Genomic DNA, 24,823 nt, shown 5'->3' with positions numbered 1-24,823 from the left:
AAACCTGTTCAAATGAAAATTAAAGCCTAGACTATTAGTATACTAAATTGATGAACGGGCGTGACTAACATGGCAGCAAACGAGGTTTTTGTATTTATCTGTACGATTTTGGTGTTCTTCATGACACCGGGACTGGCGTTTTTCTACGCCGGGATGGTTTCAAGGAAAAACGTGGTGAACACCTTGATGTCGGTCTTCATCATGTGCAGCATTCCCGTTCTTTTGTGGGTCATCATTGGCTACTCGCTCTCATTTTCGGGGAACTACTTCAACGTTATTGGTGGGCTGCATGATTTCATGTTACATAATTTCAACTTTACCGCCCCAGCAACTGCCGGTCCCATCTCGAACGGTTCATACATGCTGTTTCAGATGATGTTTGCCATCATCACGCCAGCCCTTTGGATTGGTGGGATCGTGGGCCGGATGAAGTTTAAGTTCTTGATCTTGTTCACGATTGCCTGGTGTATCTTGATTTACTACCCACTCGTTCACATTGTGTGGGGTGGGGGATTCTTACAACAGTTGGGCGTCTTGGACTTTGCTGGTGGAACGGTCATTCACATTAACGCTGGGATTACCGCTCTGGTGTTAGCTATCATGCTCGGACGACACAAACGCGGCAAAAACGACAAGGCTTATAATCTGACCTGGGTCTTTTTGGGAACGGTCATCTTGTGGCTCGGTTGGTACGGCTTTAACTGTGGATCAGCGCTCGCCATCAATCACATTGCGTTTCAGGCGATGCTGACGACCACGATTGCTACGGCAACTTCAATGTTGACATGGATTATTTTAGACGTCTTCATCCTAGGCGCACCATCCCTGATGGGCGCATGTACCGGAACTTTGTGTGGCCTGGTTGCAATCACTCCGGCCTGTGGGTTTGTTGGAATTGGCAGTGCAATTGCGATTGGCGTGATTGCCACGTTATGTAGTTACACCTTCATTAAATACTTAAAGCCCCGTTTGCACGTCGACGATACGTTGGATGCGTTTGGTTGTCATGGGGTGTCTGGAATTGCTGGTAGTCTTTTGACCGGACTGTTCGCTAGTAAGAAAATTAATCCGCAGGTCAAGTTTAGTGGGCTTTTTGCGGGTGGTTCACTCCACCAGTTCTGGATTCAGCTATTGGCAACCGGCTTCAGCATCATCTTTGTGACCGTCATGGTCGTTTTGATTGTGTTAGTGCTAAAACACGTCACGAAGATGCGAGTAACTCCAGCAGAAGAGACCAAGGGATTGGACCTAAGTGAGCATAAGGAACGAATTGATTGTGATGCGATTAATCGCTAGGATTAGCGTTAAAAATTTAGTTAAATGCTGGATGGGCAACCATTGGCCGGTTTTTAAGTTCTATAGGCAATGATACAATCGTCGTAGGAGTCTTTATAACTCTAAAAAATAAAAATCGAGGTAGATATCTATGTCACAAGAAGATGATCTTTTAAAAGCCGCTTTAAACGGTGGAACATTTGACTTTCGTGACCCGTCGTTTAAACCAATTTTTGATATTCATTTTAAAAATGCGGAACTGTTGAAACAGTTTAACAGTGAACCAGATCCAGTTAAGCAACAGCAAATCTTGGCTAAGATTACTGGCAGAGAAGTACCAGAAAACGTGATTGTCTTTCCACCACTTCAGACTGATTTTGGTCGCAATATTTTCCTAAAATCGGGTGTTTTAATCAACACCGATTGTCTGTTTGACGACGCTGGTGGGATTTATCTCGACGAAAACGTTTTGATTGGACCACGAGTTTCACTGATTACGCTTAACCATGATACGCGGCCAGACCACCGGAATTTGATTACCGCTAGTGCCATTCACATTCACAAGAATGCTTGGCTTGGAACTGGTGTCATTGTCCTTCCGGGCGTTACCATTGGTGAGAATGCCATTATCGGTGCTGGCTCGGTTGTCAATAAGGATGTGCCTGCCAATACAACTTACGTAGGCGATCCGGCCAAACCAATTAAGCGGCATGATTAAGAGTAAAAAGTGGTTTCAGCGTTTTTGAAACGTGGAATGATTTGATATAATAAAAATGTGAGTATTAACAATATAAATGCCAAAGTCCCTAACTAATGCGATAGTTAGAGGCTTTTTTGTAGCATGGCAAGGTTAATCATTGTTACATAGATAAGAAGTAGTAATATTAAAAGAAAATCAGGGAGGAATTTAATATGAGAAACAAAAAATGTTACAAAGATACATCACTATTAGTAGGTTCACTAATTCTTGGCGCTATTTCTATCGCTGGAATTACAGTTTGGTCATATAGGTATGGTAATCCTAAATTTGAGAAGAAATAATTCATAAGTAAATTATGTTTCTAATAGTTTTAATGTAGAAATGAGGCAAAAGAATAAATTAATTTTGGTTTAATAAGTAATGAAATTTATGTGTTATAATTTATTTGTATGAATATAACAATATAAATACCAAAGCCCTTAACTATGGCATTAGTTAAGGGCTTTTTTGTGGCATGATAGCTTCTGAAATAACAGATTTGATATATTTCTAAAAAGTAATATAATCTCAATAATCATTAGATTGTTAAATACATATAGTAATAGGAGATAATTTAAATGAACGTTGTATTTCCAGAGAAACTAAAAAGTTACATACATGCTAACCATATGTCTGAAGTGGAACTAGCTAGCAAACTGTCCGTTTCAAAGTCAGAAGTGGATAATTGGGAGAATGGTATTTCTACTCCTGACCTAACAAATTTAATTAATTTAACTAAGATTTTCAACTGTACCATCGATGATCTTGTTTTTGGATCCAGTGATGTGGTGGTAAAACACACGCACAGTATGAATTTTTGGTATTTTATCTCTCATTATTGGTGGTTGTTGTTTGTTTTTGGGGGATTTATAGGGTGGTTTGTTCCTGAAATTGTCAATGGATTTAAATAAATAAAGCGAAGTGCCAGATATAGAAATTTAACTTTATCTGGCACTTCGTTTTTTTTACGGTTTTTATTAAATAAATTCACTTCATCTCAATCACTATCTTGCCAGTAGCGTGGTGTGATTCCAGTAGTTTATATCCTTCAAGCACGTCACTAAACGGGAAGACCTTGTCAATAATCGGTCTTAACTGCTGGTTTTCAATCATCTGGGTTAAGATATCGAGTTGAGGTCCACTGGGATGCATGATGAAAAAGGTGTATTCAACGTGATGTTTTTTAGCTAAAAGTCGCAGGGGACCACTAGCAATTCCAAATAAAATTGATTTAAACCAGCCGAGATGGTGTTTCATTCCAAATTTAAAGGTTGGAATTCCGTTGATTGTGATTAGCTTGCCACCTGATTTTAAAATTTTAAAGGTATCTCTGAGGGTCTTGCCGCCACGACTGTCAAAGGCAATGTCGTAGTCACTTAACACCTCGGAGAAATCCGTCGTATGATAATCAATCACTTGATCGGCACCTAAAGAGCGCATTAACGCCACGTTCTTTTGACTCGTGGTTGTCGCAACGAAGGCACCCCGCGCTTTGGCAATCTGAATTGCCATGGTACCAACGCCACCGGACCCAGCTTGAATGAAGACTTTTTGGCCCCTTTTCAGTTTGCCAATTTCAATTAAGGCCTGATAGCTCGTTAATCCAGTTAAGGGAACGGCACTGGCGTCTACTAGACTCAAGTTACTAGGCGTTTTAGCGATGTCGTTCTCGTCAATCGCGATAAATTCGGTTAAAGTGCCACTTTGATAATCATCAGGACGTCCGTACACTTGGTCACCCAATTTGAATTTAGTTACCTTTTTGCCAACTTTGACCACCGTGCCGGAGAAGTCGTTTCCGACGGTAATTGGCAACTTGTACGGCATGATGATTTTTACCTTACCGGATTGAATCGTGTAGTCGATTGGGTTGAGTGATGAGGCCGCGATTGACACCAAGACCTCGTTGTCATTGATTTGAGGAACGGGAATGGTGTCTTTTACAAAGGGCGTGCGGTATTTGAGCAGTTGCAATGCGGTCATTTGTTTGGGAATGTTAGTCATATTAAGAACCTCTTACATAAATTTAGGGATCAGACGATCCATCAGTCTCGTTGGTAAAACGGCATTGAAGAACGCAGTTGGTTTTGCACCGAACCCAATGAGATATCGTGGTCTAGGATTTCTGGCTAAAACGACTTTTTGAATTGTTTTGGCAATCAGAGTGGGTTGTGACGCTAATTTTGAAGCATAAATTTTATTAGTTTTGTCGGCCATTTCTTTCGCGGCTGCTTCGTACTTGGTTCCTTTAGAGGAATTAACCAGCTTGTTCATAGCGATGTTGGACCAGTTACTTTTAACGACACCCGGTTCGATTAGAACCACTTGGATGCCAAACCTTCTTACTTCCATTCGAAGTGAATCACTTAAAGTTTCAAGCGCATGTTTGGAAGCAAAGTACCAGCCGGCGAGTGGACTACTGAATCTACCCGCCATTGAAGAGATGTTGATGATTTTGCCAGTGTGTTGTTTTTCCATATAAGGTAAAACCAGTTTCGTTAGGGCAACTAATCCGAAGACGTTGACGTCAAATTGGCGTTTGGCTTCCTTATTGCTGACGTTTTCGATAGCGCCAAAAGAACCATAACCAGCACCGTTGATCAAGACATCAATCTTGCCGGCGGTTTGAATAACTTGATGAACACCTTTTTGCATCGAATCTTGGTTGGTAACGTCCATGATAATTGGAGTAACCCCGAAAGCCTTTAATGGTTCCATTGCGTCCGTGTTTCTGGCAGCCCCAAAAACTTGATAACCGGAGTTTGCCAGTCGTTTAGCGGTTTGATATCCCATTCCGGAGCTAGCTCCTGTGATTAAGATTGTTTTCATTAGTTACCTCCTAAATGATATAAGTTTCGTTGATTAAGTTACACGAGTATACTATAATACAACTGTTGCATTTGCAACTATTGCATTTGCAACTATTAACCTAAAAAAGGTGATTATTAATGGAAAAGAAGATTGACAGAAGGGTTCGAAAGACCCAAAAAGCCATCCAAGATAGCTTTCGTGAACTGTTGCAGGAGAAACCTAGTTTAGATCACATTTCGGTCAAAATGATTTGTGATCAAGCCGACATTACGAGAAAAGCCTTTTACGACCATTATTCTGACAAGTCGGCGCTGGTGTTGGACTTTATGAATGCGTATTTTAAAGAGTTGAAGTTGACCTGTCAGAATGTTGACGATACGAAAGTTCAGGAAAAGATTGAACTTTGGATTAATTTCTTCACTCAGGACCGCAATTTCTTTCGTAACCTATTAAAAAGTCAAGATTCGTATCAGTTCAGAAAAGAATTCAACTATTTTACCAGGGAACAACTGGCGTTTGTCACTAAAGACATCAGTCAAACGGAACTAGACTTCATTTGCTACGGAATTGATGGCATCATCGAAGAGTTGGTTTTATCAGACAAACAGGTTGATAAGGGTGAACTGGCTAAGAGAGTGAAGGCGATTTTAGTGCCATATCTGAGTCAAGATAGATAGGAGGATGCTGCGATGAAAAAAATTTTAGTGGTCGAGACTAACACGACTAATTTTCCCAAGAGTAATCGACTGACTGGTCTGTGGTTGGGTGAATCAGCTGAGTTTGTGGTGGAAGTTCAAAGGGCTGGATACGACGTGGACTATCTTAGTCCGAATGGGGCATATATTCCGATTGATCCGAGAAGTATGAAGTCGTCGTATGTTGATGCCGACACCTTAAACATGTATCAAGATCGAGACTATCAGAATCGTGGATTGTCTAACACTATGAAGCCAACTGCCATTAACCCAGAAGACTATTTGGCGATTTATTATACTGGTGGCCACGGCGTGATGTGGGACTTCCCCGATGACCCGCAGTTACAGAAAATCAGTTTGGAAATCTATAATAACGGTGGATACATCTGTTCGGTGTGTCACGGTATCGCTGGAACCCTTAACATTAAGCTGCCAGATGGGAAATATCTCATTTCTAATAAAAAGATTACTGGTTTTACGACTGCTGAAGAAGTTTTAAGTGGCAACTATAAAAGAGTGCCGTTCTTAAATGAGAAGGTTGCCAAAGAGCACAGGGCCCATTTTGAAAAAGTACGACCATTTAAAAGCCATGTCGTCAGAGATGGACGCTTAATTACGGGACAAAATCCGCAATCGCCAAAAGCGGTTGCAAAGGAGCTCGTGAGGGCGATAAATAGTAGAAGTGTTTGAACAATTAAAAAAGAGCTAGATATATTTTTATAATATCTAGCTCTTTTTCTATAGATAATATCCTTATTTGTATATTTTCCCAGTATTCATAAATGATAAAAAAATTTATATCGACAGTGCTATTTTTAAACAATTGTAGTTATATCCAAATTAAAATTTATGTGCATTGATAGGTCAAAATTACTTTATAAATAAAAATATATATCTAGAAAAAATTTTTGAAAATGACTTTCTATATTGTACGTAATAATATTTTATAACTTTAATTTTTAGAAGTAACAATTAAATGTTTGTATGTTTTAATATAATTAGTAGTGTTAAATTTATTTTATTAGTCTTGAACTTTGAAATAAATGTTATGTTTTTGCATTAGTAAATGTTTATATAAGAAAGAAGTAACTTTTATGTTTAGGATTACTATATATGATCTCGATAATATGCAAATTCCATATTATAAAAAATTGAATGTATTTAATTATGAATTAAATTTTGTCAATGAACCGTTAACTATAAATAATATTAACGAAGCAAAAAAATCTAATGCAATTTTAATTGCGGGATCATGCAGAGGAGACAAACAGATTTTGAATAAAGTGAAAGAGTATGGAATCAAATACTTTTTTACTAGATCTGCGGGAATAAATAATATTGATGTTAGGTATGCTAGTAAGCTAGGTATAAAAGTTGCTAATGTTCCAGATTATTCTCCTGATTCAATAGCAGAGTTATCTTTTATTTTAGGCTTTAATTTGTTTAGAAAAGTAGCGTTAATGACTAATAATACTAGGAAAGGAAATTTTAAAATACCAGACTGTTACCTAGGGGAAAGTATTAAGAATGCTACTGTTGGAATTATCGGAATTGGTCATATTGGTCTTTCAGAAGCAAAAATGTATCATTCTTTAGGGTCGAGGGTAATTGCTTATCAACGTTATCCAGATAACAGTATTAGTGAAGTTGAATTTGTTTCTTTAGTAGATCTTCTTAAGCAATCTGATATAATTTCTTTACATGTGCCTTATATACAGAATGAAACAAATAATTTGATTGATAAAACTGAAATTGACTTAATGAAGAGTGATGCAATAATTATAAATACCTCTCGTAGTGAAGTTTTAAATTCTAATGCTGTTATTGAAGCTTTAGATAATGATAAATTAGGTGGTTTTGGAACAGATGTTTTTCCTGATGAATCAAATATCTTAGGGCGTGACTTTGGAAGTATAAACAAAATTCATAATAAATCAACTAGAGAGTTATTATCTAAGTATCCTAATATTATGGTTACTCCACATATTGGATACTATACTAAAGAATCAATAGCTGGAATGGCTAAGGGAAGTTATAATAATTTTTATACAGCTATTAAAAATAATAGAGCAACTAATCAAATAAATTAGTATAAATAATAAAAGAAGCTATAACTTAACAAGAATTTGCATTTGTTAAGTTATAGCTTCTTTTTATTACATAGAAATGTTACCTAGTTAAATTTAATTCACTTGTTTGATAAGTTAGAACGCTGTAAGTTATTGTCAAATTATATTTAAGGAGGCTTTTATAGATGAGCAAAGGAAAAAATTTTTTAACAATATTAGGATTGTTTTTTGGTGTATTTGTTACAGGGGCAGATTCATTTATCATTTCACCAATTTTACCTGAAATAGCACGTAGCTTTAATTCTTCAATTAGCTTAGCTGCATATGGAGTAACCATATATGCTCTTTGTTTTGCTGTTGGATCACCAATTTTTGGCCCATTAGGTGATAAATATAATAAAAAGCTACTTTTAATTACAGGAATAACGGTATTTTTTGTTGGAACATTATTGTGTGGTTTTTCTAATAGTTTAGTTAGCTTTTATATGTATCGAGCACTAGCAGGGATCGGGGCTTCATTGTTTGTTCCAAATGTTTGGGCATTTATAGGATCAACTTTTACTGGTGAGAAACTAAACCAGATTATGGGAATAGTTATGTCAGCTCTGTCATTATCTATAGCAATAGGTGTTCCATTAGGAACTACACTAGCTCAACTAAGCAATTGGCATATGGCTTTTTGGGGATCTGCTGGATTAACGTTTGTATCACTAATGTTGATCTTATTGATCCCAAATAAAGAATCAATAACCAAATCTGTTGGATCAATTTCTTATCTTCATTCTTTTAGAAAAGTATTTACCTCAAAAAATGCAATTCCAGCTTTGATGATCACACTGACATGGATGATTGGTTTTTATAGTGTATACACCTTTTTAGGAACATATATTCAAAATAGTTTTGGATTAGATGTTGCATCAACTGGATATGTCTTTATTGCTTATGGATTTTCTAATTTTATTGCAAGTTTTTTTGGTGGTAAAGTTATGACATTTTTAGGAAAGAAAAAATCAATTGATATTAATGCAATTTTGTCAATTATTGTTGTATTAGGTCTAATTGTTTCTAAGAATAATATATTTATAATTATCATTTTATTAATTTTACTAGCATTTGCTCAAGGATTTGGAGTTACATCATTGAATGCTTATATAGTAAATGTTGTGCCATCAAATAGATCTACTTTGATGTCATTTAATAGTTCCTTTTTATATCTGGGACTAACTTTAGGTTCAGGAATTGGGGGAATTATCTATGAATTTGTAGGATTTATGGGTATATGTCTGATGTCAGCCCTTGGTCTCTTTATTGCATTAATAATTACTAACCTATTAAAGGAGCAAAATAATAATGAATAGTAAAATTTTAAACGATGTTAATAAGGTTTTAAAAGAAAAGTTTTGGGATGAAAAATTTGGTGGATTTTATTCGGCTTTAACATATGATAATGATGAATTGACTGTAGAGAAAAAATTATCAGATCAAATTTATCCATTACTTTTTGCATATTTAGAAAAAGATAATGAAATGATTAAAAGATATTCTGATTATGTAAAGAAGTGGATTAATAACGATTATATAGATATGAGACAACAATATGGGAACCCATTAGATCTAGGAAAATTTAAAGATACAGAAGTATGGTATCAAACTGCTATTATTTTGCTTATAGTAGGGCATGGGATTAACGATCACGATTTTATTAAGATTAGTAAAAATATTAGTAAAAAAATAGATGATAAAGCATATTTAAAAAATAATCACACTTATTTTTCAAAAATGGACCCCAATTGGGAATATTCTGTCGATGGATTTGTAAATAATAATACTCTTGTTTTATCAGGCATTTATGAATCATTATTTTTCAAATTTTTCCATAATAATAACAATAAACTTAAGTTTAAATTAAAAGATGTCGAAAAACTTATTAACAATAAAAATTATTTTATTAAAATGGAAAATTTAGACCAATCTTTGAATATAAATTCCAAAATAACTTTGGTAAGTGAAAGCTATTTAATTTTGCTGTATAGACTAATATATAGAATCGATGGAGATAATAAATGGTTAAAAAATGCAAATAAGGTTATTGGGTATGTTAATTTACATTTTTGGGATTCTAAATATTATGGGTACTTTTCATTCATTGACGTAGATCAAAAAATAACTATCCATAGTGGGTTTGTATCTCTCTTAACTCCGAAGACTCCAATTAAATATTCATTTGGGAATGCATTGTTTTTATATGTAACGAACGGTATTTTAAGTGATAAAAGAACAAAAACAGCTTTACAATATTTAATTTCATTATGTGATTCTAAAAATGGGGGATTTTTTATTGGTGAAGGATACTTTTGGTCTGCTCCAGGTACACCTGTTGGACCATTTCTTAGATCTGTTGTACCCCAGTAGGGACAGCGGGAGTATATTACTTTGGTTCAAAAAAATTTGTGAATTTGTTTAATAAATATCCTAAGACACAAGCAATGTGTGGAATTTTATTTCATAAAATGGAAATTATGGATATAGAAAAAAACATAAATAAGAAATCAACAATAAAAGATAAATTACATTTTACAGATTTGCAGTATAAACCTTATTGTCATAACAAGATCAATCTTAGTAATTATATTAACGTAAATAAATTTTTAAGGTGGGTTAAAAGTTCTTATACTAAAGGATCTGGGTTCGGATGGACACCTTATAAGTCACCAATTGGTAATCAATCTGACAGTACCCCGGCAATTTTTGGAACGCAACATGCTCTTGCTAATTTGGCTATATTAAGTTCTAAAATATATAACATAGATGAATTATCATATTGGATCAGAAACACACAAAATAGTAAAGGATCCTTTTGTGAAACATTGGGTGGTCCCTCAGATATGTTAAATACTTACTTAGCAATTAATGCTTTAAGTATTGTTGGAAAATTGAATGATTTAGATAACAATCATAAAAAATTATGTATTAAGTATTTAAAAGATTGTCAGAATTCAGATGGTGGATTTTCTCAAGATTGTTTTAATTCATCTAGTTTGATAGCAACATATCATGCTGTTGCATCATTGTATATGTTAAATGAAGAACCACTATATGTTGATAAGTGTATTAAATTTTTAAGTAAATGCCAAACACCCGATGGAGGAATATCAAACATACCAGGAGCTAGTACAGGAACAATTGATGAGGGATTTGCAGGAATTCAATCATTAGCAATGTTAACTAAACAATTGGATAGGGCATTTGCTGTTATTATCTCATAATTTATTTTTATTAGGAGGATCAATTATGAAAGGAATACTACTTGCTGGTGGTAAAGGGACAAGATTATATCCTCTTACTAAAATTATATCTAAACAATTAATGCCAGTTTATGATAAACCAATGATTTACTATCCCTTATCTACTTTGATGTATTTAGGTATAAAGGATATTTTAATAATTTCTGATAAGAATAGTCTCAGGTATTATAAAAAAATGTTCAAAGATGGTAAACATTTGGGAATTCGTATTTCGTATGAAAGGCAAGAAAAACCCAATGGAATTGCTGAAGCTCTAAAAATTGGCAAAAACTTTATAGGAAATTCAACAGTTTGCTTACTTCTTGGGGATAATATTTTTTGGGGAAATAATTTAAAAGAGGTATTTTCCCCAGAAAACTTTCGAAATGGAGCTAGAGTATTTGGATATCATGTTAAAGATCCAGAACGTTTTGGAGTTGCTAGTGTAAATAAAGATGATCAGGTAATTTCAATAATTGAAAAACCAGTTAATCCGAAATCATCGTTTGCAATAACAGGATTATATTTTTTCGATAGTAAGTGTACTACCTATGTATCAAAGGTATGCGCTTCTAAACGTGGAGAATTAGAAATTACTGATTTAAATAATATTTATATTAAAAATAGATTATTAAAAATGAAAAAAATAGGTAGAGGAGTTGCTTGGATGGATGCGGGGACCCAATCATCATTAATACAAACAGGTAATTTTATCCAAGCTATAGAAAATAGAGAAAACCTGATGATTGGGTCTGTTGAAGAGACAGCGTATAACTGTGGATATATAGATCATGATCAATATATAAACCTTCTTAATAGTATGCCTAGTAGTGAATATAGCTATTTGCTTAAAAGCAAGGAGAACTTAATATGAATATATTAGTTACGGGAGGAGCTGGTTTTATTGGCTCTAATTTTATAAATTATATAATAAAACATCATTTGGAAGATAATGTGGTTAATTTGGATAAACTAACTTATGCTGGTAATTTAAATAATCTTAATGATGTTTCTAAATCTGAAAAATACAGTTTTGTGCGTGGAGATATTAATAACTCAGAATTAGTTTCATATTTGATGGATTATTTTAAGATTGATCATGTTATTAATTTTGCAGCTGAATCTCATGTTGATAATAGTATAAAAGATCCAGGAATTTTTGTTTCAACAAATGTTGAAGGAACATCTACACTTCTTCTAAACGCTTTGAGACATAATATTACTAAATATGTGCAAGTATCAACTGATGAAGTCTATGGAAGTTTAAATATAAATGATGACAGAGCCTTTAAAGAAAGTGATGCTGTAGATCCAAGTAGTCCTTACTCATCCTCTAAAGCAGCAGCAGACTTGATTGTATATTCATTCTATAAAACTTATGAAATGAATATAAATATTACTCGATGTTCAAACAATTATGGTCCATATCAATATCCAGAGAAATTAATTCCTAAACTAATAATTGATGCACTGAATAATAAAGATTTACCCATTTATGGAGATGGTGAAAATGTTAGAGATTGGATATTTGTTATTGACCATGTTAAGGCTTTGTACGAAGTTTTAAGCAATGGTGTTTCTGGACAAATATATAATATAGGAACTCATAACGAACATAGTAATAATGAAATAGCTAAGAGTATTTTAAAAATTGTTGGCAGGTCTGCATCTAAAATTAAGTATGTTAAAGATCGACCAGGGCATGATAAAAGATATGCTATTAATAATGATAAGATTATAAATTCTTTGAATTGGTATCCTAAAGAAGACTGGAGTGATGGAATTAATTATACCGTTGCTTGGTATACGAAAAATAAAAAGTGGTGGGAAAAGTTATTATGGTAAAAAGTTTAATTGAACCACTAGTTTCAATTGTTCATTCTTATATTTCTAATGAATCTGTTTGGATAAGATGTGAAGGATTTTTGTTTAATTCAACAGTATTAGATAATTCATTTATTGGATTTAGATGTGTTATTGATAATACGTTCATTAATGAGTACTGTCAGATCGCGTCTGATGTAAAAATAAAGGGATCTGACAGTGATAAAGTAATTATTAACAAATATTCATGGATTGGAACCGGATCTACCATTAATAAAGGTATAAATATTGGTGAAGGTACAGTTGTTGGAGCAGGTTCTCATGTTACCAATGATACTAAGCCTTATAGTGTTTACGTTGGTAGACCAGCACATTATTTAAGGAATAGAACTTTGCTTAATTTAAAAATGCCTACTTTTTCTAAATTTTTAGCATTTATTAGTTTATTTTATAAAGATAATCCTCCTGAAATAAGTAGATTTATTAATTATTCTAATGATAATTTTGAAAATAAACATATTGGAAATAATGTAATAATAAGTGGAAGAAAAAGTTTTAAATATCCAGAAGGTGGATTACGATTATCCAATTCCGTTATTGGTGATAATTCAATTTTGGAGACGTCTGGAGGATTAATTATTGATGATAATTCGAGAGTTGGTAGTAACGTAAAAGTTATAACGACTTCTCATAATTATCATTATTTATCTCTTCCTCAAACAACAGCTCCAGTATATATTGGTAAGGGTGTTGTGATTGGGAATAATTCTATTATATTTCCAGGAACAAAGATAAAGACTGGGGCAATAATTCCAACTAATTCATTAGTAATTGGAAATAAAATAGTATCGGATAAGAGGTGAATAATATGAGAATTGGATTTGTACCTAGAGGCACTGGATCTGGCCATAACATGCGTATGTATTCAATTGCTTTATCCATGAAAAATAAAAATCCAAATATTCACACTTATGCATATTTGGATTCATTACAAGATACGTTTGCAAAAATGTTTAAAGAAATTGGAACAGTTACTGTTAACTTAAATCCTACTGAAGTAGTGGATTATTCTAATCATTCTATTATGAATAAGAATATTAATTGGAACAATGTTGTTAATAATTTTCTTGGCCCATCTATGTTTAACAGTAAAAAGGTTTTAACTTTAATGAAACACTTTATAAAAGATGGAATTGATTGTGTTGTTTCTGATTTGGACTTAAGTGCAGTGGTTGCAGCTAAGTTTTGTCATATAAAAGCAATTTTGGTAACAGAAAGATTTAACTCAACGATAACTTTGTTGTCAAATGAACAGCTTGAAGATGCAGGATTTAACGTTAATATAAAAGAAATGGATGAAATAAGAAACGTAATGACGAATCTTTTTAATTGGTGTGCAGACAATGCTGATTTGGTAATTACCGATTGTCCTTATGTTGCACAGTTAGATAGAAACCCTCATTTTAAATCTCTTTTAGATACTGGGCATGCAAAATTTGTGGGGCCAATCATTAGATCCATTTCTAATAAGAAGAATGATATTTTATATGCGAAAAAATTTTTGTCTACTTATAATATTAAAACGTCAGACTTTATAATAACAGCATCAATTGGTGGTACTTCTATGTTTAAAAAAGACAAAAAAACCACTCAAAATGAATATATAAGCATATTCGAACATCTGAAAAGAATCCATAAAAATATCAAAATGATATTAATTGCACGTGAAAAAATAAATGTTCCTAATGGAATAATTTGTTTAAAATATCTGCCTAATTGGTATGGATTATTAAGAATGAGTAATTTGGTTATAGCTCATCCAGGATGGATTACTGTTACAGAAATATCTGCTCTAAAAGTTCCTGCAATTTTTGAATTAAGTTCGAGAATGGAATATCATGAATGGGATGAATTGATTAGATTAAATTATCTTGGATATGCTACTGATATAGGATTTAATTTCGATAAAATTAATGAACTCATTAATAATGTTATTGATTATAAGGGATTATCTAGAGATATGTATGAAAGTTATAAAAAAGTGGCTCCATGGTCTGATGGAGCAGATCGAGCCACTAAATTAATTTTAGATATTATTAATAATTAAATACTTTTGTTTTCTAATTTTATATATTTGGATCCCCATTTATCCATTTTTTTGATAATTGAAACTAGAGATTTCCCTATAGTCGTTAATGAGTAATTTATGCTAACATTATCCCCATTTGTAATGGTAATATTCTTTTTTATAATATCATCAGATTCTAGTTGCTTTAGCTGAATTGCGAGCATCCTTTTAGAACAAGTTGAAATTTCGTTATTTAGTTCATTGAAATGAAGTTCTTTACTCATGAGTCTACAAAGAATAATTGATTTCCATTTTCCAGATAAAATTTCCAAAGTTGTATCCAGCGGACAAATTTCATTATGTTTGTTGCTACTTCTAAGTGCCTTATTCATTGTGCTCCCTCCTCTTCAGTTTTTAATTATAGAATGAATTACTAGTTTGTAAAATGATTTATGAAGTTAAATTAAACTATTCTCTGGAATAAATTCTATAACGTGTTTAGTTTTTTATGACTTATTAAGTAGTTGGAAATTTAGAATTATATTAAAGACATATGGTTAGTATAATTTAGATGTTGAACATTAAGTTCAACATCTTTTTTTGATGGTGCTATGATTATCTCAATTTATTTGAATCACATAAAAATTAACGGTAGTTAATATTAGATATTGGGAGTATGCCGATGAAATATTTTGCTAAACATTTGATTAATCGAATTGGTATTTTGAAGATTATCATTTACCTTTTATTTTTATTTGTATCGTATTCCATCTTCTACTTACAGCCGTATTTACTAAGTAACATCATTAGTTCAAACGGTAAAAAAATCATCTTTACGAGTTGTTTATTGTTTTTAACGCTAATGATTCCTTCGATTACCACTTATGTTAGTAATTATTTTTTACAAGCTACCCGTAAGTATTCTAAACAGGAGATCTGGTCAAACATCGAAAAGGGTGGTTATAAGTACTTTCAAGCAGAAAAAGTGGGCAAACTTCAAAGTTACATTGATGAGGTATCATTTTCATGTCGTAAGTTGGCTCAAGAGGTGATGCCAGCAGGGATTAAGGGAGTTGCCTTACTTTCTTTATATACCGTTATTTTGGCTAAAATGAATTTAATGATTGGAATTTCATATTTAATTGTCTTTCTTCTCTACATTTTACTTTCCGTTAAATTGTCGGGAAAAAATCGTCAATATGTCCGCGACTCTTTAAGTAAAACTTCCAAAGTGAATGAATACATCTTGGATTTTTATAATAATAAAGAAACAATTTATTCGCTAAAAAGTTTAGGTTACGAAAACGGTATTTTTAATAACCTACTAAATAATGAGAGAAAAATCTATTATAAATTACAAAATAAAATTAATGGATCTGCGATTATCCAGCAATTATTTATTGTGGTGATGGCTTTTGGAATTATTGTATTTATCAGCATTGTCGGTAAGAACAAGGATTACAGTATTTCTGGACTTTTAATTTTAGTGTATTCAATCATTAGTTTGAGTCAATTTGGGTCCGAGTATCTGGAGATGATTGAGCTTTTTGATCGTATCAGGTCAGGATTAGACGATTTACACTATCCTGTTTTGGGTTCGTTTCATGAAGGCAGAATTTTTGCCCCTGGTAGTGATTGGTTGGAGGTTAAAAATATTAAATTTAGTTATCGTAATGGCAAAAACATTTTTAGCCATTTGTCATTAAACATTCATAAGGGTGAAAAAACTGCGATTATTGGTGATAATGGCTTAGGGAAAAGCACGTTGTTAAAAATAATTGGTGGACTGTTAGTGCCACAAAGGGGTGAAATTATAATTCCAGCGGGAGGTCCAACTGATGTTGTTTATCTTGGTCAGGATACACCGCTATTTAACCGATCGTTATACGATAATTTAACGTATCCAGGAAAGTCAAAACCATCGTTTAACTTAATTAATCAAATTTTTGACGAAATCGGATTGGAGAAAGTCTCAAAAGATGATGCTTTGAAAAGTTATTCTACCAAAGAATTTAAGAGTCATTTTTCCGGTGGTGAGCAACAGAAAATCCTGATTTTGCGAACTTTTATTCAAGATCCATCGGTGGTTTTGTTTGATGAAAGTAGTAGTGGACTTGATCCACAATCTGTTAGTCTGTTTTATGAATTAATGGAAAAGTATTTAAAAAACAGTACCGTTATTTCTGTCGTTCATAATAAGTCTGAACTACAGTACTTTGATCATGTAGTTAATCTAAATAGCTTAATTTGATAGTCATCCCCGGGACACTAGTACATTTTCTAGCGGTTTGGGGATGTTTTTATTTCCGAACAATTCGTGTGATTTTCATTTTTATTTCGTTTTACCAAAACAATTATTGTGAAATTATTATTTATATTAATTTATTTCAGAATAAAATGAGAATTAATATGATTTGAAATGTTGATCTTAATATATTTACTGATTCAGCAGGGCTTGTGAAGTTGTTATTTATTGCCATGCCGTTAGTGTAAGCGGTTGCATTATTAAATTTGTGAGTATATATTGAATGCGTAAATAAAAACAAGCGCTTATTTTACTTACTATTAATTAATACTAAATTTAACATGATAAAAAGAGGCTATTTATTATGAACGATAAAATGAATGCTTTAGTAATGACTGCCAAACAAAAGATGAAGATGGAGCAGATTGACACTCCAACCCCAAAAGATGATGAAGTTTTAGTTGAGACGGCATATGCCGGAATCTGTGGGACTGATAATGGGCTGTTCAACGGACTCCCAGGCTCCACTGACGCCACTCCACCAATCGTGTTGGGTCACGAAAATTCTGGGATTGTTGCCGCCGTTGGTAAAAACGTCCAAGAGTTTAAAAAGGGTGATCGGGTGGCCGTTGACCCCAATATTTATTGTGACAAGTGTTTCTATTGTCGAACCGGTCGTTATGAACTCTGTGACAACTTGTCAGCCATTGGAGTAACTCGTAATGGAGGACTTGCTCAATACTTTACAGCACCTGAAAAAGTGGTTTACAAGTTACCAGACTCAGTCTCACTTCAAGCTGCATGTTCACTTGAACCAATCTCTTGTGTGGTTCACGCAATGAAGATTACCGAGAACATTACCCCTTACCAACACGCTTTAATCATTGGTGATGGCTTCATGGCTCGATTGTTCGCTCAAATCCTGCGTGACTATGGGATTCAACGAATTGATTTAGCCGGAATTCTGGACGACTCGGTGCTTGACCGCTTGAAGTCGGAATTAAAGTTAGACAACGTGATTAACACGACGAAGACCCCGATTAAAGAAAATTATGACTTTGTCGTTGAAGCCGTTGGTCGTCCTGAGACTCAAGAAGAGGCCGCTGAGCACACCAACAAGGGTGCGCAAGTGCTGATGTTTGGAGTTGGTAAACCGGATCAGACCTTCTCAATGAATACTTACAATGTCTTTAAGAAACAGTTAACGATTAAGGGGTCGATTATTAATCCTCATGCCTTTGAAGATGCGATTGCTTTACTGGCATCCGGTGCCGTTAAGACCACTCCGTTCCAGGATAATATTTTAAAGCTTGACGAAGTTGAAGGAGTTTTGAACCACACGACCCCTAAGACGGGGAAGTCAATTGTCGCAGTTAACCCAGAACTTAAATAGAAAAATGTGGTGATTGTTATGACTTCAAAGAAAACACCACGAACGATTTCGATGAGTGCTTCGATTATTTATTTTATTATTTCAATCATCATCAATTCACTTGGAAACGTTCTGACGTTGGTCACCAGTGCCAAGGTGGTTCCGCAGTTTTTAGGATCCGCCTACTGGACGGCGGCCGAAACCAACTTTAGTATTGCGATTCATTGGAATCTTTTTTGGACTTTTGTCCTAATCGGTGTCGTCATCATCATTTTAAACGCGTTATTGCTTGGAAAATGGGACTGGGGTAGAGCCATCGGAAACATGATTTTCATGATTCCGTTTTCCTGGTTAGTCCAGGTGTTCTATGACCTTTTGACCGAGATTATCAAGTTGCCAGAAGCCCGTTCGTTGGGCTTAATCACCGTTTACGTGCTAGTCAACTTTATCGGAGTTGCGTTTATTGCGATTGGAATCTCGATTTATCAACGAGTCAACCTGGTCTTACACCCCAATGACGATCTGATGCAGATCTTGCGTTTCAAGTATTTTAAAGGAAACGCCGCTAAAGCAATGTGGGCTTCATACATCCCTCCAACTGTCATCGGAATTGTTGCGATTTTGATCACGCATCGGATTGAATACTACGGGATTGGAACGATTTTTGCCTTTCTTTTCCAGGGTGGCATTACCGGAATTGCCGATAAGGTCGTCTTTCCAAGTCTCAAGCACCAAGCTCTAGACACGTCCACCGGCATCGAAGATTCAACGGTGGCAACTGATGTCGATGTCGACGAACACCAACGATCGCATATGAGAAAGAGGAGTAAGAAAATGAACATTAGTGATTACTTTACTGGTCTTCAGCACGTGGGAATTCCCACTAAAGACCTCAACCAGACCATTCAGTACTACGAAAACCTTGGTTTTGAAAAGGTTGGCGACTTTCAAAATGGGAACGTGCACTGTGCCTTTATGAAGTACGACAACCTGACCCTTGAAACCTGGGAAGGTGAACCAACTAACCCGGTTGATGGTGCAATTAACCATTTTGCCTTAAATACCACTGATATTGAAAGTGCCTTTAAGGCCGCCAAAGAAATGGGACTGAACGTCGATGATGATCAGATTCAATACATTGGGGCGTACTGGACGAAGGGAATTAAATTCTTTAACGTCTATGGTCCCAACCACGAACGTATTGAATTTTGTCAGATTCTGAAATAAGAATTGATTGCCATTAAAATTATTAAACCCTTGATTTTTAAAACCCATACCAAAAAGGGGATGTTGAACAATTTGTTCAGCATCCTCTTTTAATTTTATAGGGCTTTTTCTAGTTTTTGGAGATGAGACATGTGTTGGTTGAACTTGTTGTGAACGTGTCGTCTTACGAAGTACTTTCTGACCTCATCGATTAGAACCAGTGGGATTGGGATGGCAATCAAATAGATCCAGTCACTGACACCAATTGCGGCGGTTCCAAAGACACTTTGTAAGAACGGAACGTAGATTAGAAGGGTGATTAGGACAATCTGAAAGGCAATCCCCCACATGATGCGGTGGTTACTAAAGATTCCAATCTTAAATAGGGAAGTCGATTCGGTTCGACAGTTCAGAACGGCAGCGATTTGACAGAAGCCGATGGCAGCTAGGGTCATGGTGGTAGCTTCGGCGTAGAACGTCCCACTGCCAGCTAGCGGAATCTTGGGCCAACCGTGTTGGTAGTTGGCAAAGAAGTAGCCGCCGGTCGACAAGATTGACGCGAACAGTCCGTACCAACCAAACGCCTTGGCAATGATGCCCTTGTTTAGGAGGTGTGAGCTTCTTGAACGTGGTGGCCGTTTCATGATTCCTGGTTCACTCTTTTCGGTCCCAAGTCCCAGCGCTGGCAGGAGGTCAGTCCCCAGGTCAACGGTTAGGATTTCCATAACCGTCAGTGGGAGTGGAATGGCACCGTTTGAGATTAGGAACAGGATTGATGGAAAGGCTTCGGCCATATTACTGTTCAAGATATAGAGCAGGAACTTCTGGATGTTGCTGTAGACGGTCCGACCCTCTTCAATGGCGGAAACGATGGAGGCAAAGTTGTCGTCAGTTAAAATCATGTCGGCGGCGTCTTTAGCGACGTCGGTTCCGTTAACTCCCATGGCGATCCCGATGTTGGCCTTCTTTAATGCCGGAGCATCGTTGACACCGTCACCAGTGGCGGCAACCACGTCACCGTTCTTTTGACACATGGAGACGATACGATACTTGTCTTCTGGGGCCACCCTGGCAAAGATGACTTCACCCTTGACGGCCTCTTGAAGTTGATCGTCTGACATCTTGGTTAGTTCTTCTCCAGTAATGACGCGCGCCTTGTTAGAGGTAATGCCGATTTGGACGGCCACACTCTTGGCGGTCAAAGAACTGTCTCCAGTGACCATGATGATGCGAATATCGGCGCTGTGACACTTCTTAACCGCGTCAAAGATTTCCTCTCGTGGCGGATCGGACATGACTGCTAAACCGACGAACACGAGATTCTTTTCGGTGTTATCAATCATGGCTTGTTTCGGATCGTCGGTATCATCATCGCGGTAGGCAAAGGCTAATGAACGGAGTCCCTGTTTGGCGTAGTCGGCGTTCGCCTGGTTAATCTTTTGTTTATCGGCGGTAGTGATGGGACGAACTTGGCCGTTTACCAGGATTTTGTCACAGATTGAAAGGATGTTATCAAGACCACCCTTAGTGTAAATGACGTTATTTCCATCTGACGACGCTTTTTGAATCGTGGTCATCCGGCGTCGATTGGCGTCAAATGGGAGTTCTTTTAGTCTTGGCGTTTGTTTTGCCGCAGCGTCACGGTTTAAACCAGCCTTGTCGGTCAAGATGTTCAGTCCGGCTTCGGTTGGAGTTCCCAAAATTGACGGAGCTTTCTTGTTGTCTGGGTCGTACTTAATGGCCGTGTCGTTATTTAACAGGGCAATCTTTAACAGGAGGTCCAAGTCCGGTTCGTGAGCAAGATCAACGTCTTGTCCATTGAACTGGATTTTGCCGTTGTTGAAGTACCCGGTTCCGGTAACGGTATACTCCTTGTCTGGAAGCCAGACGTGGTTGACCGTCATCTGATTTTGGGTCAACGTTCCGGTCTTATCAGAACAAATGACGTTCGTTTCACCCAAGGTTTCAACGCTGTCTAAGTCCTTTAAAAGGGCGTGGCGTTTGGCCATGACCTGAGTACCGTGGGCTAGAGATAACGTGACGGTCGGAAGGAGTCCTTCTGGAATGAAGGCTACAATCATTCCCAGTGCGAAGATAAACGACTTGGTAAGTGGGTAATGAACGAAGTAGATGGCAAGGATAAAGAACGTAATCCCAATCGCAAAGGCGATAATCGAGATTTGACGAGTGAGACGGTTTAGTTCCTTAGTAAGTGGGGAGTCCGTCTTCTTCTGGTTTTGCGTCAGGCTGGCAATCTTACCGAATTCGGTGTTCATCCCGGTCTTAACGGCTAAAACGGTCGCCGTTCCGTTGGTAACGACGGTTCCGGCGTAGACCACGTTACTGATGGCAAACTTGCCGTCGCCGTGTTGGTACTTCGGGTTCTTGTCAACTGGAAGTGATTCACCGGTTAAAGCGGATTCGTCGACCTGAAGTGACGAAGAGTGGACCACGACTCCGTCAACTGGGATGGCGTTGCCGGCTTGCAGTTGCAGGAGGTCGCCGGGGACTATTCCCTCGGCGTTGATCTGAATTGATTTCCCGTTTCTGATGACGTTGACGTAGGTTGGTAGTAGATTACTCAGGGCGTCCGTGGCTTTTTTAGCCGCGTGTTCCTCCCAAAATGAGAAGAGTCCATTAATAATGTTGACCGCCCAGATTGCGATTCCAAGGTCGACGGTGCCCGCCAGAATGGCAATCACACCACTGACCCACAGCAGCATGGCCATTAGTGAAGTGAAGTTTTTGAGGAAGGCGATTAAAACCGGTTCCTGCTTACCCTTCTTGATGACGTTGGCTCCGTTTGCTTGTAACTTTTGTTTAACTTCGCTGGTAGTTAGACCCTTGGTGCTCGATGTGTCTAACGTGCTAGTGAGATCTGACAATGGCATTTTGGCGTAATCATCGTCAGTTAGAATTTTGTTATCCAATGTTTCTCACCCCTTTTTCCAAATATCGTTTAGAATGTGCTTCTAAACAACCGTGGACTGATTTTAGCCTCTTTTTTTAAAAAAGCAATAGAAAAAACTGACTTTCGTAAAATAAATTAATTTAACTTGAATGAGGGTTGAACAATCACGATTAAGTAGGAATAATTGCCGGCCTTCTGCTTTTGAATTATCATAAAATTAACTACTTCAAAGGAGTCTTAAAATGGTTAAATTCATTGAACGTGAACATAAATTTTCCCCAGCCGATTCTGACTTCGTGGACCGCAAGTTCATCGATGTGGCCTATGCGGATGGAGAACGACACAAGCTTGACGTTTACCTGCCAAATGAAAAGCGCGACCGTTATCCGGTCATCATTGATGTGCATGGCGGCGGGATGTACTTCGGACAGAAGAGTTCCTTTAAATTGAACGGTGCTTTGGAATTGTTAAAGCGCGGTTACGCGGTTGTCAGTCCCAATTACTCACTTAGTTACATGAAACCATTTCCCACCGCAATCTACGAATTAAAAGCGGTGGTGCGCTTCGTGAAAGCTCACGCTGATAGTTATCACTTCGATAGTAACGCAGTTTTCATGATGGGTGAATCATCAGGGGCTCAGTTAGCGATGTTACTGGCAGCTTCTGAAGCCAGTGGGCACCTTGAAAGTGATTTTGGTAGTAACTTTGACTACTCGAGTCAGGTTGATGGCGTGATTTCTTCGTACGGATTGTACGAAATGGACCTTTTAAAGCCAGAGTTTGAAGCGCTTGGGCAAAGGCCTAACTTTTATGAGACCGGTGACGCCGATTCGTTTGAGGGCGCGATGCTGGGATTTCACCGACCGATTGACGTTCCTGACCTAGTTGCCGAGGCCAATCCGGTGACGTACCTAAATGAAGCCATGGTTCCGGCACTTCTGTACGCGGGAACCGGTGACCGCGTTGTTCCGTACGTTCAGACGATTAACATGGCAGCGGAACTCATCAAGTTCATTGGCAAAGCGAACGTTGAGGTTCACATTGTTGACGGCGTTCCCCATGGTCCGAGTGGTTTCATGAATGAGACCGTGTTTGACCAGAAGGACCAGTTCATGAAACGAGTTATGAAACAAAAGAAAAATGCATCCAATTAGGATGCATTTTTTGTTTAATTAGTGAAAGAAGTGGGCAATCGTTCCATTTTGAACTAAAACGGAGATTCCTAGAAGAATGTACACGAATGATGACAGGTAACGACCGTACTTTCCTAACAGATTTTTAATCGGTTTATTGTCCTCGATTAAGATGGCGCAGAAGAAAAAGATGACCGCCATGATGAGCATGGTAATTAGGGCTACCAGTAATTCTAGATTAGTCTTTCGGATGAAGATGGGGATGAAGACGGCGACGTTATCAGCACCACACGCGGTGATGGTGATTGCCACGACTTTCATCACGGTTTTGAATTTCGATCCATTACTGGTACTGATATCACTACTAGAGTGGGATTTGGGTGGAAATAGCTCCTTAATTCCGAATAAAATGGGAAAAATGCCAAGAAGACCGAGAATCCACATCTGGGGAACGGCTCCGAGGATCCGCGCAATGATCATTGGCAATAGGGTTAGTCCCACGGTTCCAATTAAATCACCGGTTAGAACCAGTTTGGGGCTCCTGTATGCTCCTAATAGGAGAACCAAGACGAGCAGGTAATCTAGATTGGTTGAAAAATAAGCCACGATTGAGCTGAAAATAATTTCGATCATTGGTTCACTCCTTAAAATGCTCGAACGGCAATGACGATGCCGTCTGCGATGAAGAACAAGGCCAATAAGATGACCATTTCTGAGGTGGAGACAAACGACAGAATGGTGAGGGCAACTGAAACGATGATGCCCAAAATCCCGAGGCCAATCACGACTGTGTGGTACCACTTCCGAACCTTAGGAATGAATTTGACCGTTAAAAGTTCGGTGAGGGAATCCACGATGATCCAAGCAAATATTAAGAGCAAGACCACGTGAAAGTTCAAGAATTGATGAAAGAACAAGATGATGCTGATTACAAGTTCAATCGTTCCCGTTATGATCAGGGTCTTATTAATCACGTTGAAATAGTTGGACAACTCATAGTACAAGACGTAACGGTAAATTCCGGCAAGTAGGGTTCCAAGCGCCATAATGGTAATTAAAGAACCAAGCGGTCGGATAAACAGGAGGAACGCAACAAATAAAAAGTAGAGTCCAACTACGAGTGAGAAGGAGTCGAAACGTTTGTTTTTGGTGGTGAGCATGGATGGGTCTCCTTACTGATAGAATAGATCT

At 36.8% G+C, this 24,823-nt stretch carries 24 protein-coding genes and 1 pseudogene; 19 read left to right on the top strand and 6 right to left on the bottom strand.

Translation table 11 applies throughout. The features are described from left to right. Positions 1 to 69 precede the first annotated feature (69 nt). The 4 genes from AC6UDD_RS05355 (at position 70) to AC6UDD_RS05340 (ending at position 2,925) form a co-directional block, all read left to right on the top strand. Positions 70 to 1,296 carry an ammonium transporter gene (locus AC6UDD_RS05355; protein WP_500719406.1) on the top strand — a complete coding sequence of 409 codons (1,227 nt, stop codon included), beginning with the start codon at positions 70 to 72 and terminating at the stop codon, positions 1,294 to 1,296. A 130-nt stretch (positions 1,297 to 1,426) separates the two neighbouring features. Continuing rightward, a complete protein-coding gene (locus tag AC6UDD_RS05350) occupies positions 1,427 to 1,993 on the top strand; it encodes an LbetaH domain-containing protein (RefSeq protein WP_500719404.1) in 567 nt (188 codons plus the stop codon). 194 nt (positions 1,994 to 2,187) lie between these two features. Beyond that, positions 2,188 to 2,316: a hypothetical protein gene (locus AC6UDD_RS05345; RefSeq protein WP_500719402.1), complete on the top strand. Its 129-nt coding sequence runs from the start codon at positions 2,188 to 2,190 to the stop codon at positions 2,314 to 2,316. A 276-nt stretch (positions 2,317 to 2,592) separates the two neighbouring features. Then, positions 2,593 to 2,925, top strand: coding sequence for a helix-turn-helix transcriptional regulator (locus AC6UDD_RS05340; protein ID WP_500719400.1), 333 nt, complete (start codon positions 2,593 to 2,595; stop codon positions 2,923 to 2,925). Between the two features lie 76 nt (positions 2,926 to 3,001). Here the strand turns inward: AC6UDD_RS05340 and AC6UDD_RS05335 are convergent, their stop codons facing one another. Beyond that, complete coding sequence (locus AC6UDD_RS05335) at positions 3,002 to 4,018, bottom strand: NADP-dependent oxidoreductase (RefSeq protein WP_500719398.1); 1,017 nt, start codon at positions 4,016 to 4,018, stop codon at positions 3,002 to 3,004. A gap of 12 nt (positions 4,019 to 4,030) precedes the next feature. Next, complete coding sequence (locus tag AC6UDD_RS05330; RefSeq protein ID WP_500719396.1) at positions 4,031 to 4,843, bottom strand: oxidoreductase; 813 nt, start codon at positions 4,841 to 4,843, stop codon at positions 4,031 to 4,033. Positions 4,844 to 4,962: 119 nt separating this feature from the next. Between AC6UDD_RS05330 and AC6UDD_RS05325 the strand changes: the two genes are divergently transcribed. The 10 genes from AC6UDD_RS05325 to AC6UDD_RS05280 all read left to right on the top strand — a co-directional run bounded on the left by AC6UDD_RS05325 (position 4,963) and on the right by AC6UDD_RS05280 (position 14,804). Continuing rightward, positions 4,963 to 5,502: a TetR/AcrR family transcriptional regulator gene (locus tag AC6UDD_RS05325; protein WP_500719394.1), complete on the top strand. Its 540-nt coding sequence runs from the start codon at positions 4,963 to 4,965 to the stop codon at positions 5,500 to 5,502. A gap of 12 nt (positions 5,503 to 5,514) precedes the next feature. After that, the gene (locus AC6UDD_RS05320) at positions 5,515 to 6,210 is read left to right on the top strand and encodes a type 1 glutamine amidotransferase domain-containing protein (protein WP_500719392.1); all 696 of its coding nucleotides are present in this window, start codon (positions 5,515 to 5,517) and stop codon (positions 6,208 to 6,210) included. 353 nt (positions 6,211 to 6,563) lie between these two features. Continuing rightward, entirely contained in the window at positions 6,564 to 7,610 is a 1,047-nt protein-coding gene (locus AC6UDD_RS05315; RefSeq protein WP_500719390.1) for an NAD(P)-dependent oxidoreductase, read from the top strand. Positions 7,611 to 7,774: 164 nt separating this feature from the next. Next, complete coding sequence (locus AC6UDD_RS05310; RefSeq protein ID WP_500719388.1) at positions 7,775 to 8,947, top strand: MFS transporter; 1,173 nt, start codon at positions 7,775 to 7,777, stop codon at positions 8,945 to 8,947. Then, positions 8,940 to 10,001 carry a hypothetical protein gene (locus AC6UDD_RS05305; RefSeq protein WP_500719386.1) on the top strand — a complete coding sequence of 354 codons (1,062 nt, stop codon included), beginning with the start codon at positions 8,940 to 8,942 and terminating at the stop codon, positions 9,999 to 10,001. Before AC6UDD_RS05310 ends, AC6UDD_RS05305 begins: the two co-directional genes overlap by 8 nt. A gap of 38 nt (positions 10,002 to 10,039) precedes the next feature. After that, the gene (locus tag AC6UDD_RS05300; RefSeq protein ID WP_500719384.1) at positions 10,040 to 10,855 is read left to right on the top strand and encodes a prenyltransferase/squalene oxidase repeat-containing protein; all 816 of its coding nucleotides are present in this window, start codon (positions 10,040 to 10,042) and stop codon (positions 10,853 to 10,855) included. Positions 10,856 to 10,880: 25 nt separating this feature from the next. Beyond that, the gene (locus AC6UDD_RS05295; protein WP_500719382.1) at positions 10,881 to 11,747 is read left to right on the top strand and encodes a sugar nucleotidyltransferase; all 867 of its coding nucleotides are present in this window, start codon (positions 10,881 to 10,883) and stop codon (positions 11,745 to 11,747) included. Further along, on the top strand, positions 11,744 to 12,718 hold the full coding sequence (rfbB, locus tag AC6UDD_RS05290) for a dTDP-glucose 4,6-dehydratase (protein WP_500719380.1): 975 nt from the start codon (positions 11,744 to 11,746) through the stop codon (positions 12,716 to 12,718). Before AC6UDD_RS05295 ends, rfbB begins: the two co-directional genes overlap by 4 nt. Continuing rightward, entirely contained in the window at positions 12,712 to 13,560 is an 849-nt protein-coding gene (locus AC6UDD_RS05285) for an acyltransferase (protein ID WP_500719378.1), read from the top strand. The genes rfbB and AC6UDD_RS05285 overlap by 7 nt, the downstream gene beginning before the upstream one ends. Before the next feature lie 5 nt (positions 13,561 to 13,565). Beyond that, complete coding sequence (locus AC6UDD_RS05280; RefSeq protein WP_500719376.1) at positions 13,566 to 14,804, top strand: hypothetical protein; 1,239 nt, start codon at positions 13,566 to 13,568, stop codon at positions 14,802 to 14,804. On the opposite strand, the gene AC6UDD_RS05275 is transcribed toward AC6UDD_RS05280, so the two are convergent. Then, positions 14,801 to 15,157: a winged helix-turn-helix transcriptional regulator gene (locus AC6UDD_RS05275; protein ID WP_500719374.1), complete on the bottom strand. Its 357-nt coding sequence runs from the start codon at positions 15,155 to 15,157 to the stop codon at positions 14,801 to 14,803. The genes AC6UDD_RS05280 and AC6UDD_RS05275 overlap by 4 nt on opposite strands. 290 nt (positions 15,158 to 15,447) lie before the next feature. On the opposite strand from AC6UDD_RS05275, the gene AC6UDD_RS05270 reads away from it, so the two are divergent. The 4 genes and pseudogenes from AC6UDD_RS05270 (at position 15,448) to AC6UDD_RS05255 (ending at position 19,609) form a co-directional block, all read left to right on the top strand. Beyond that, positions 15,448 to 17,016 (top strand): ATP-binding cassette domain-containing protein, encoded by a 1,569-nt coding sequence (locus AC6UDD_RS05270; RefSeq protein ID WP_500719372.1) that lies wholly within the window; start codon positions 15,448 to 15,450, stop codon positions 17,014 to 17,016. A 370-nt stretch (positions 17,017 to 17,386) separates the two neighbouring features. Further along, on the top strand, positions 17,387 to 18,403 hold the full coding sequence (locus AC6UDD_RS05265; protein ID WP_500719627.1) for a zinc-dependent alcohol dehydrogenase family protein: 1,017 nt from the start codon (positions 17,387 to 17,389) through the stop codon (positions 18,401 to 18,403). A gap of 18 nt (positions 18,404 to 18,421) precedes the next feature. After that, positions 18,422 to 19,144 (top strand): annotated as a pseudogene (locus AC6UDD_RS05260) (DUF6198 family protein); the annotation flags it as partial. Between the two features lie 72 nt (positions 19,145 to 19,216). Beyond that, positions 19,217 to 19,609 carry a VOC family protein gene (locus AC6UDD_RS05255; RefSeq protein WP_500719625.1) on the top strand — a complete coding sequence of 131 codons (393 nt, stop codon included), beginning with the start codon at positions 19,217 to 19,219 and terminating at the stop codon, positions 19,607 to 19,609. Positions 19,610 to 19,704: 95 nt separating this feature from the next. Here the strand turns inward: AC6UDD_RS05255 and AC6UDD_RS05250 are convergent, their stop codons facing one another. Next, complete coding sequence (locus AC6UDD_RS05250; protein WP_500719623.1) at positions 19,705 to 22,479, bottom strand: cation-translocating P-type ATPase; 2,775 nt, start codon at positions 22,477 to 22,479, stop codon at positions 19,705 to 19,707. A 262-nt stretch (positions 22,480 to 22,741) separates the two neighbouring features. Here AC6UDD_RS05250 and AC6UDD_RS05245 point away from each other — a divergent pair, with 262 nt between their 5' ends. After that, on the top strand, positions 22,742 to 23,653 hold the full coding sequence (locus AC6UDD_RS05245) for an alpha/beta hydrolase fold domain-containing protein (protein ID WP_500719370.1): 912 nt from the start codon (positions 22,742 to 22,744) through the stop codon (positions 23,651 to 23,653). 18 nt (positions 23,654 to 23,671) lie between these two features. Here the strand turns inward: AC6UDD_RS05245 and AC6UDD_RS05240 are convergent, their stop codons facing one another. Both AC6UDD_RS05240 and AC6UDD_RS05235 read right to left on the bottom strand, forming a co-directional pair. After that, on the bottom strand, positions 23,672 to 24,265 hold the full coding sequence (locus AC6UDD_RS05240) for a cadmium resistance transporter (RefSeq protein ID WP_500719368.1): 594 nt from the start codon (positions 24,263 to 24,265) through the stop codon (positions 23,672 to 23,674). Positions 24,266 to 24,276: 11 nt separating this feature from the next. Continuing rightward, complete coding sequence (locus AC6UDD_RS05235; RefSeq protein ID WP_500719366.1) at positions 24,277 to 24,792, bottom strand: hypothetical protein; 516 nt, start codon at positions 24,790 to 24,792, stop codon at positions 24,277 to 24,279. Positions 24,793 to 24,823: the final 31 nt, after the last annotated feature.

The sequence above is a fragment of the Fructilactobacillus sp. X2R1C3 genome (assembly GCF_059901425.1).
The sequence above is the reverse complement of the archived record's forward strand: the minus strand, read 5'-3'. Positions and strand labels throughout refer to the sequence as shown.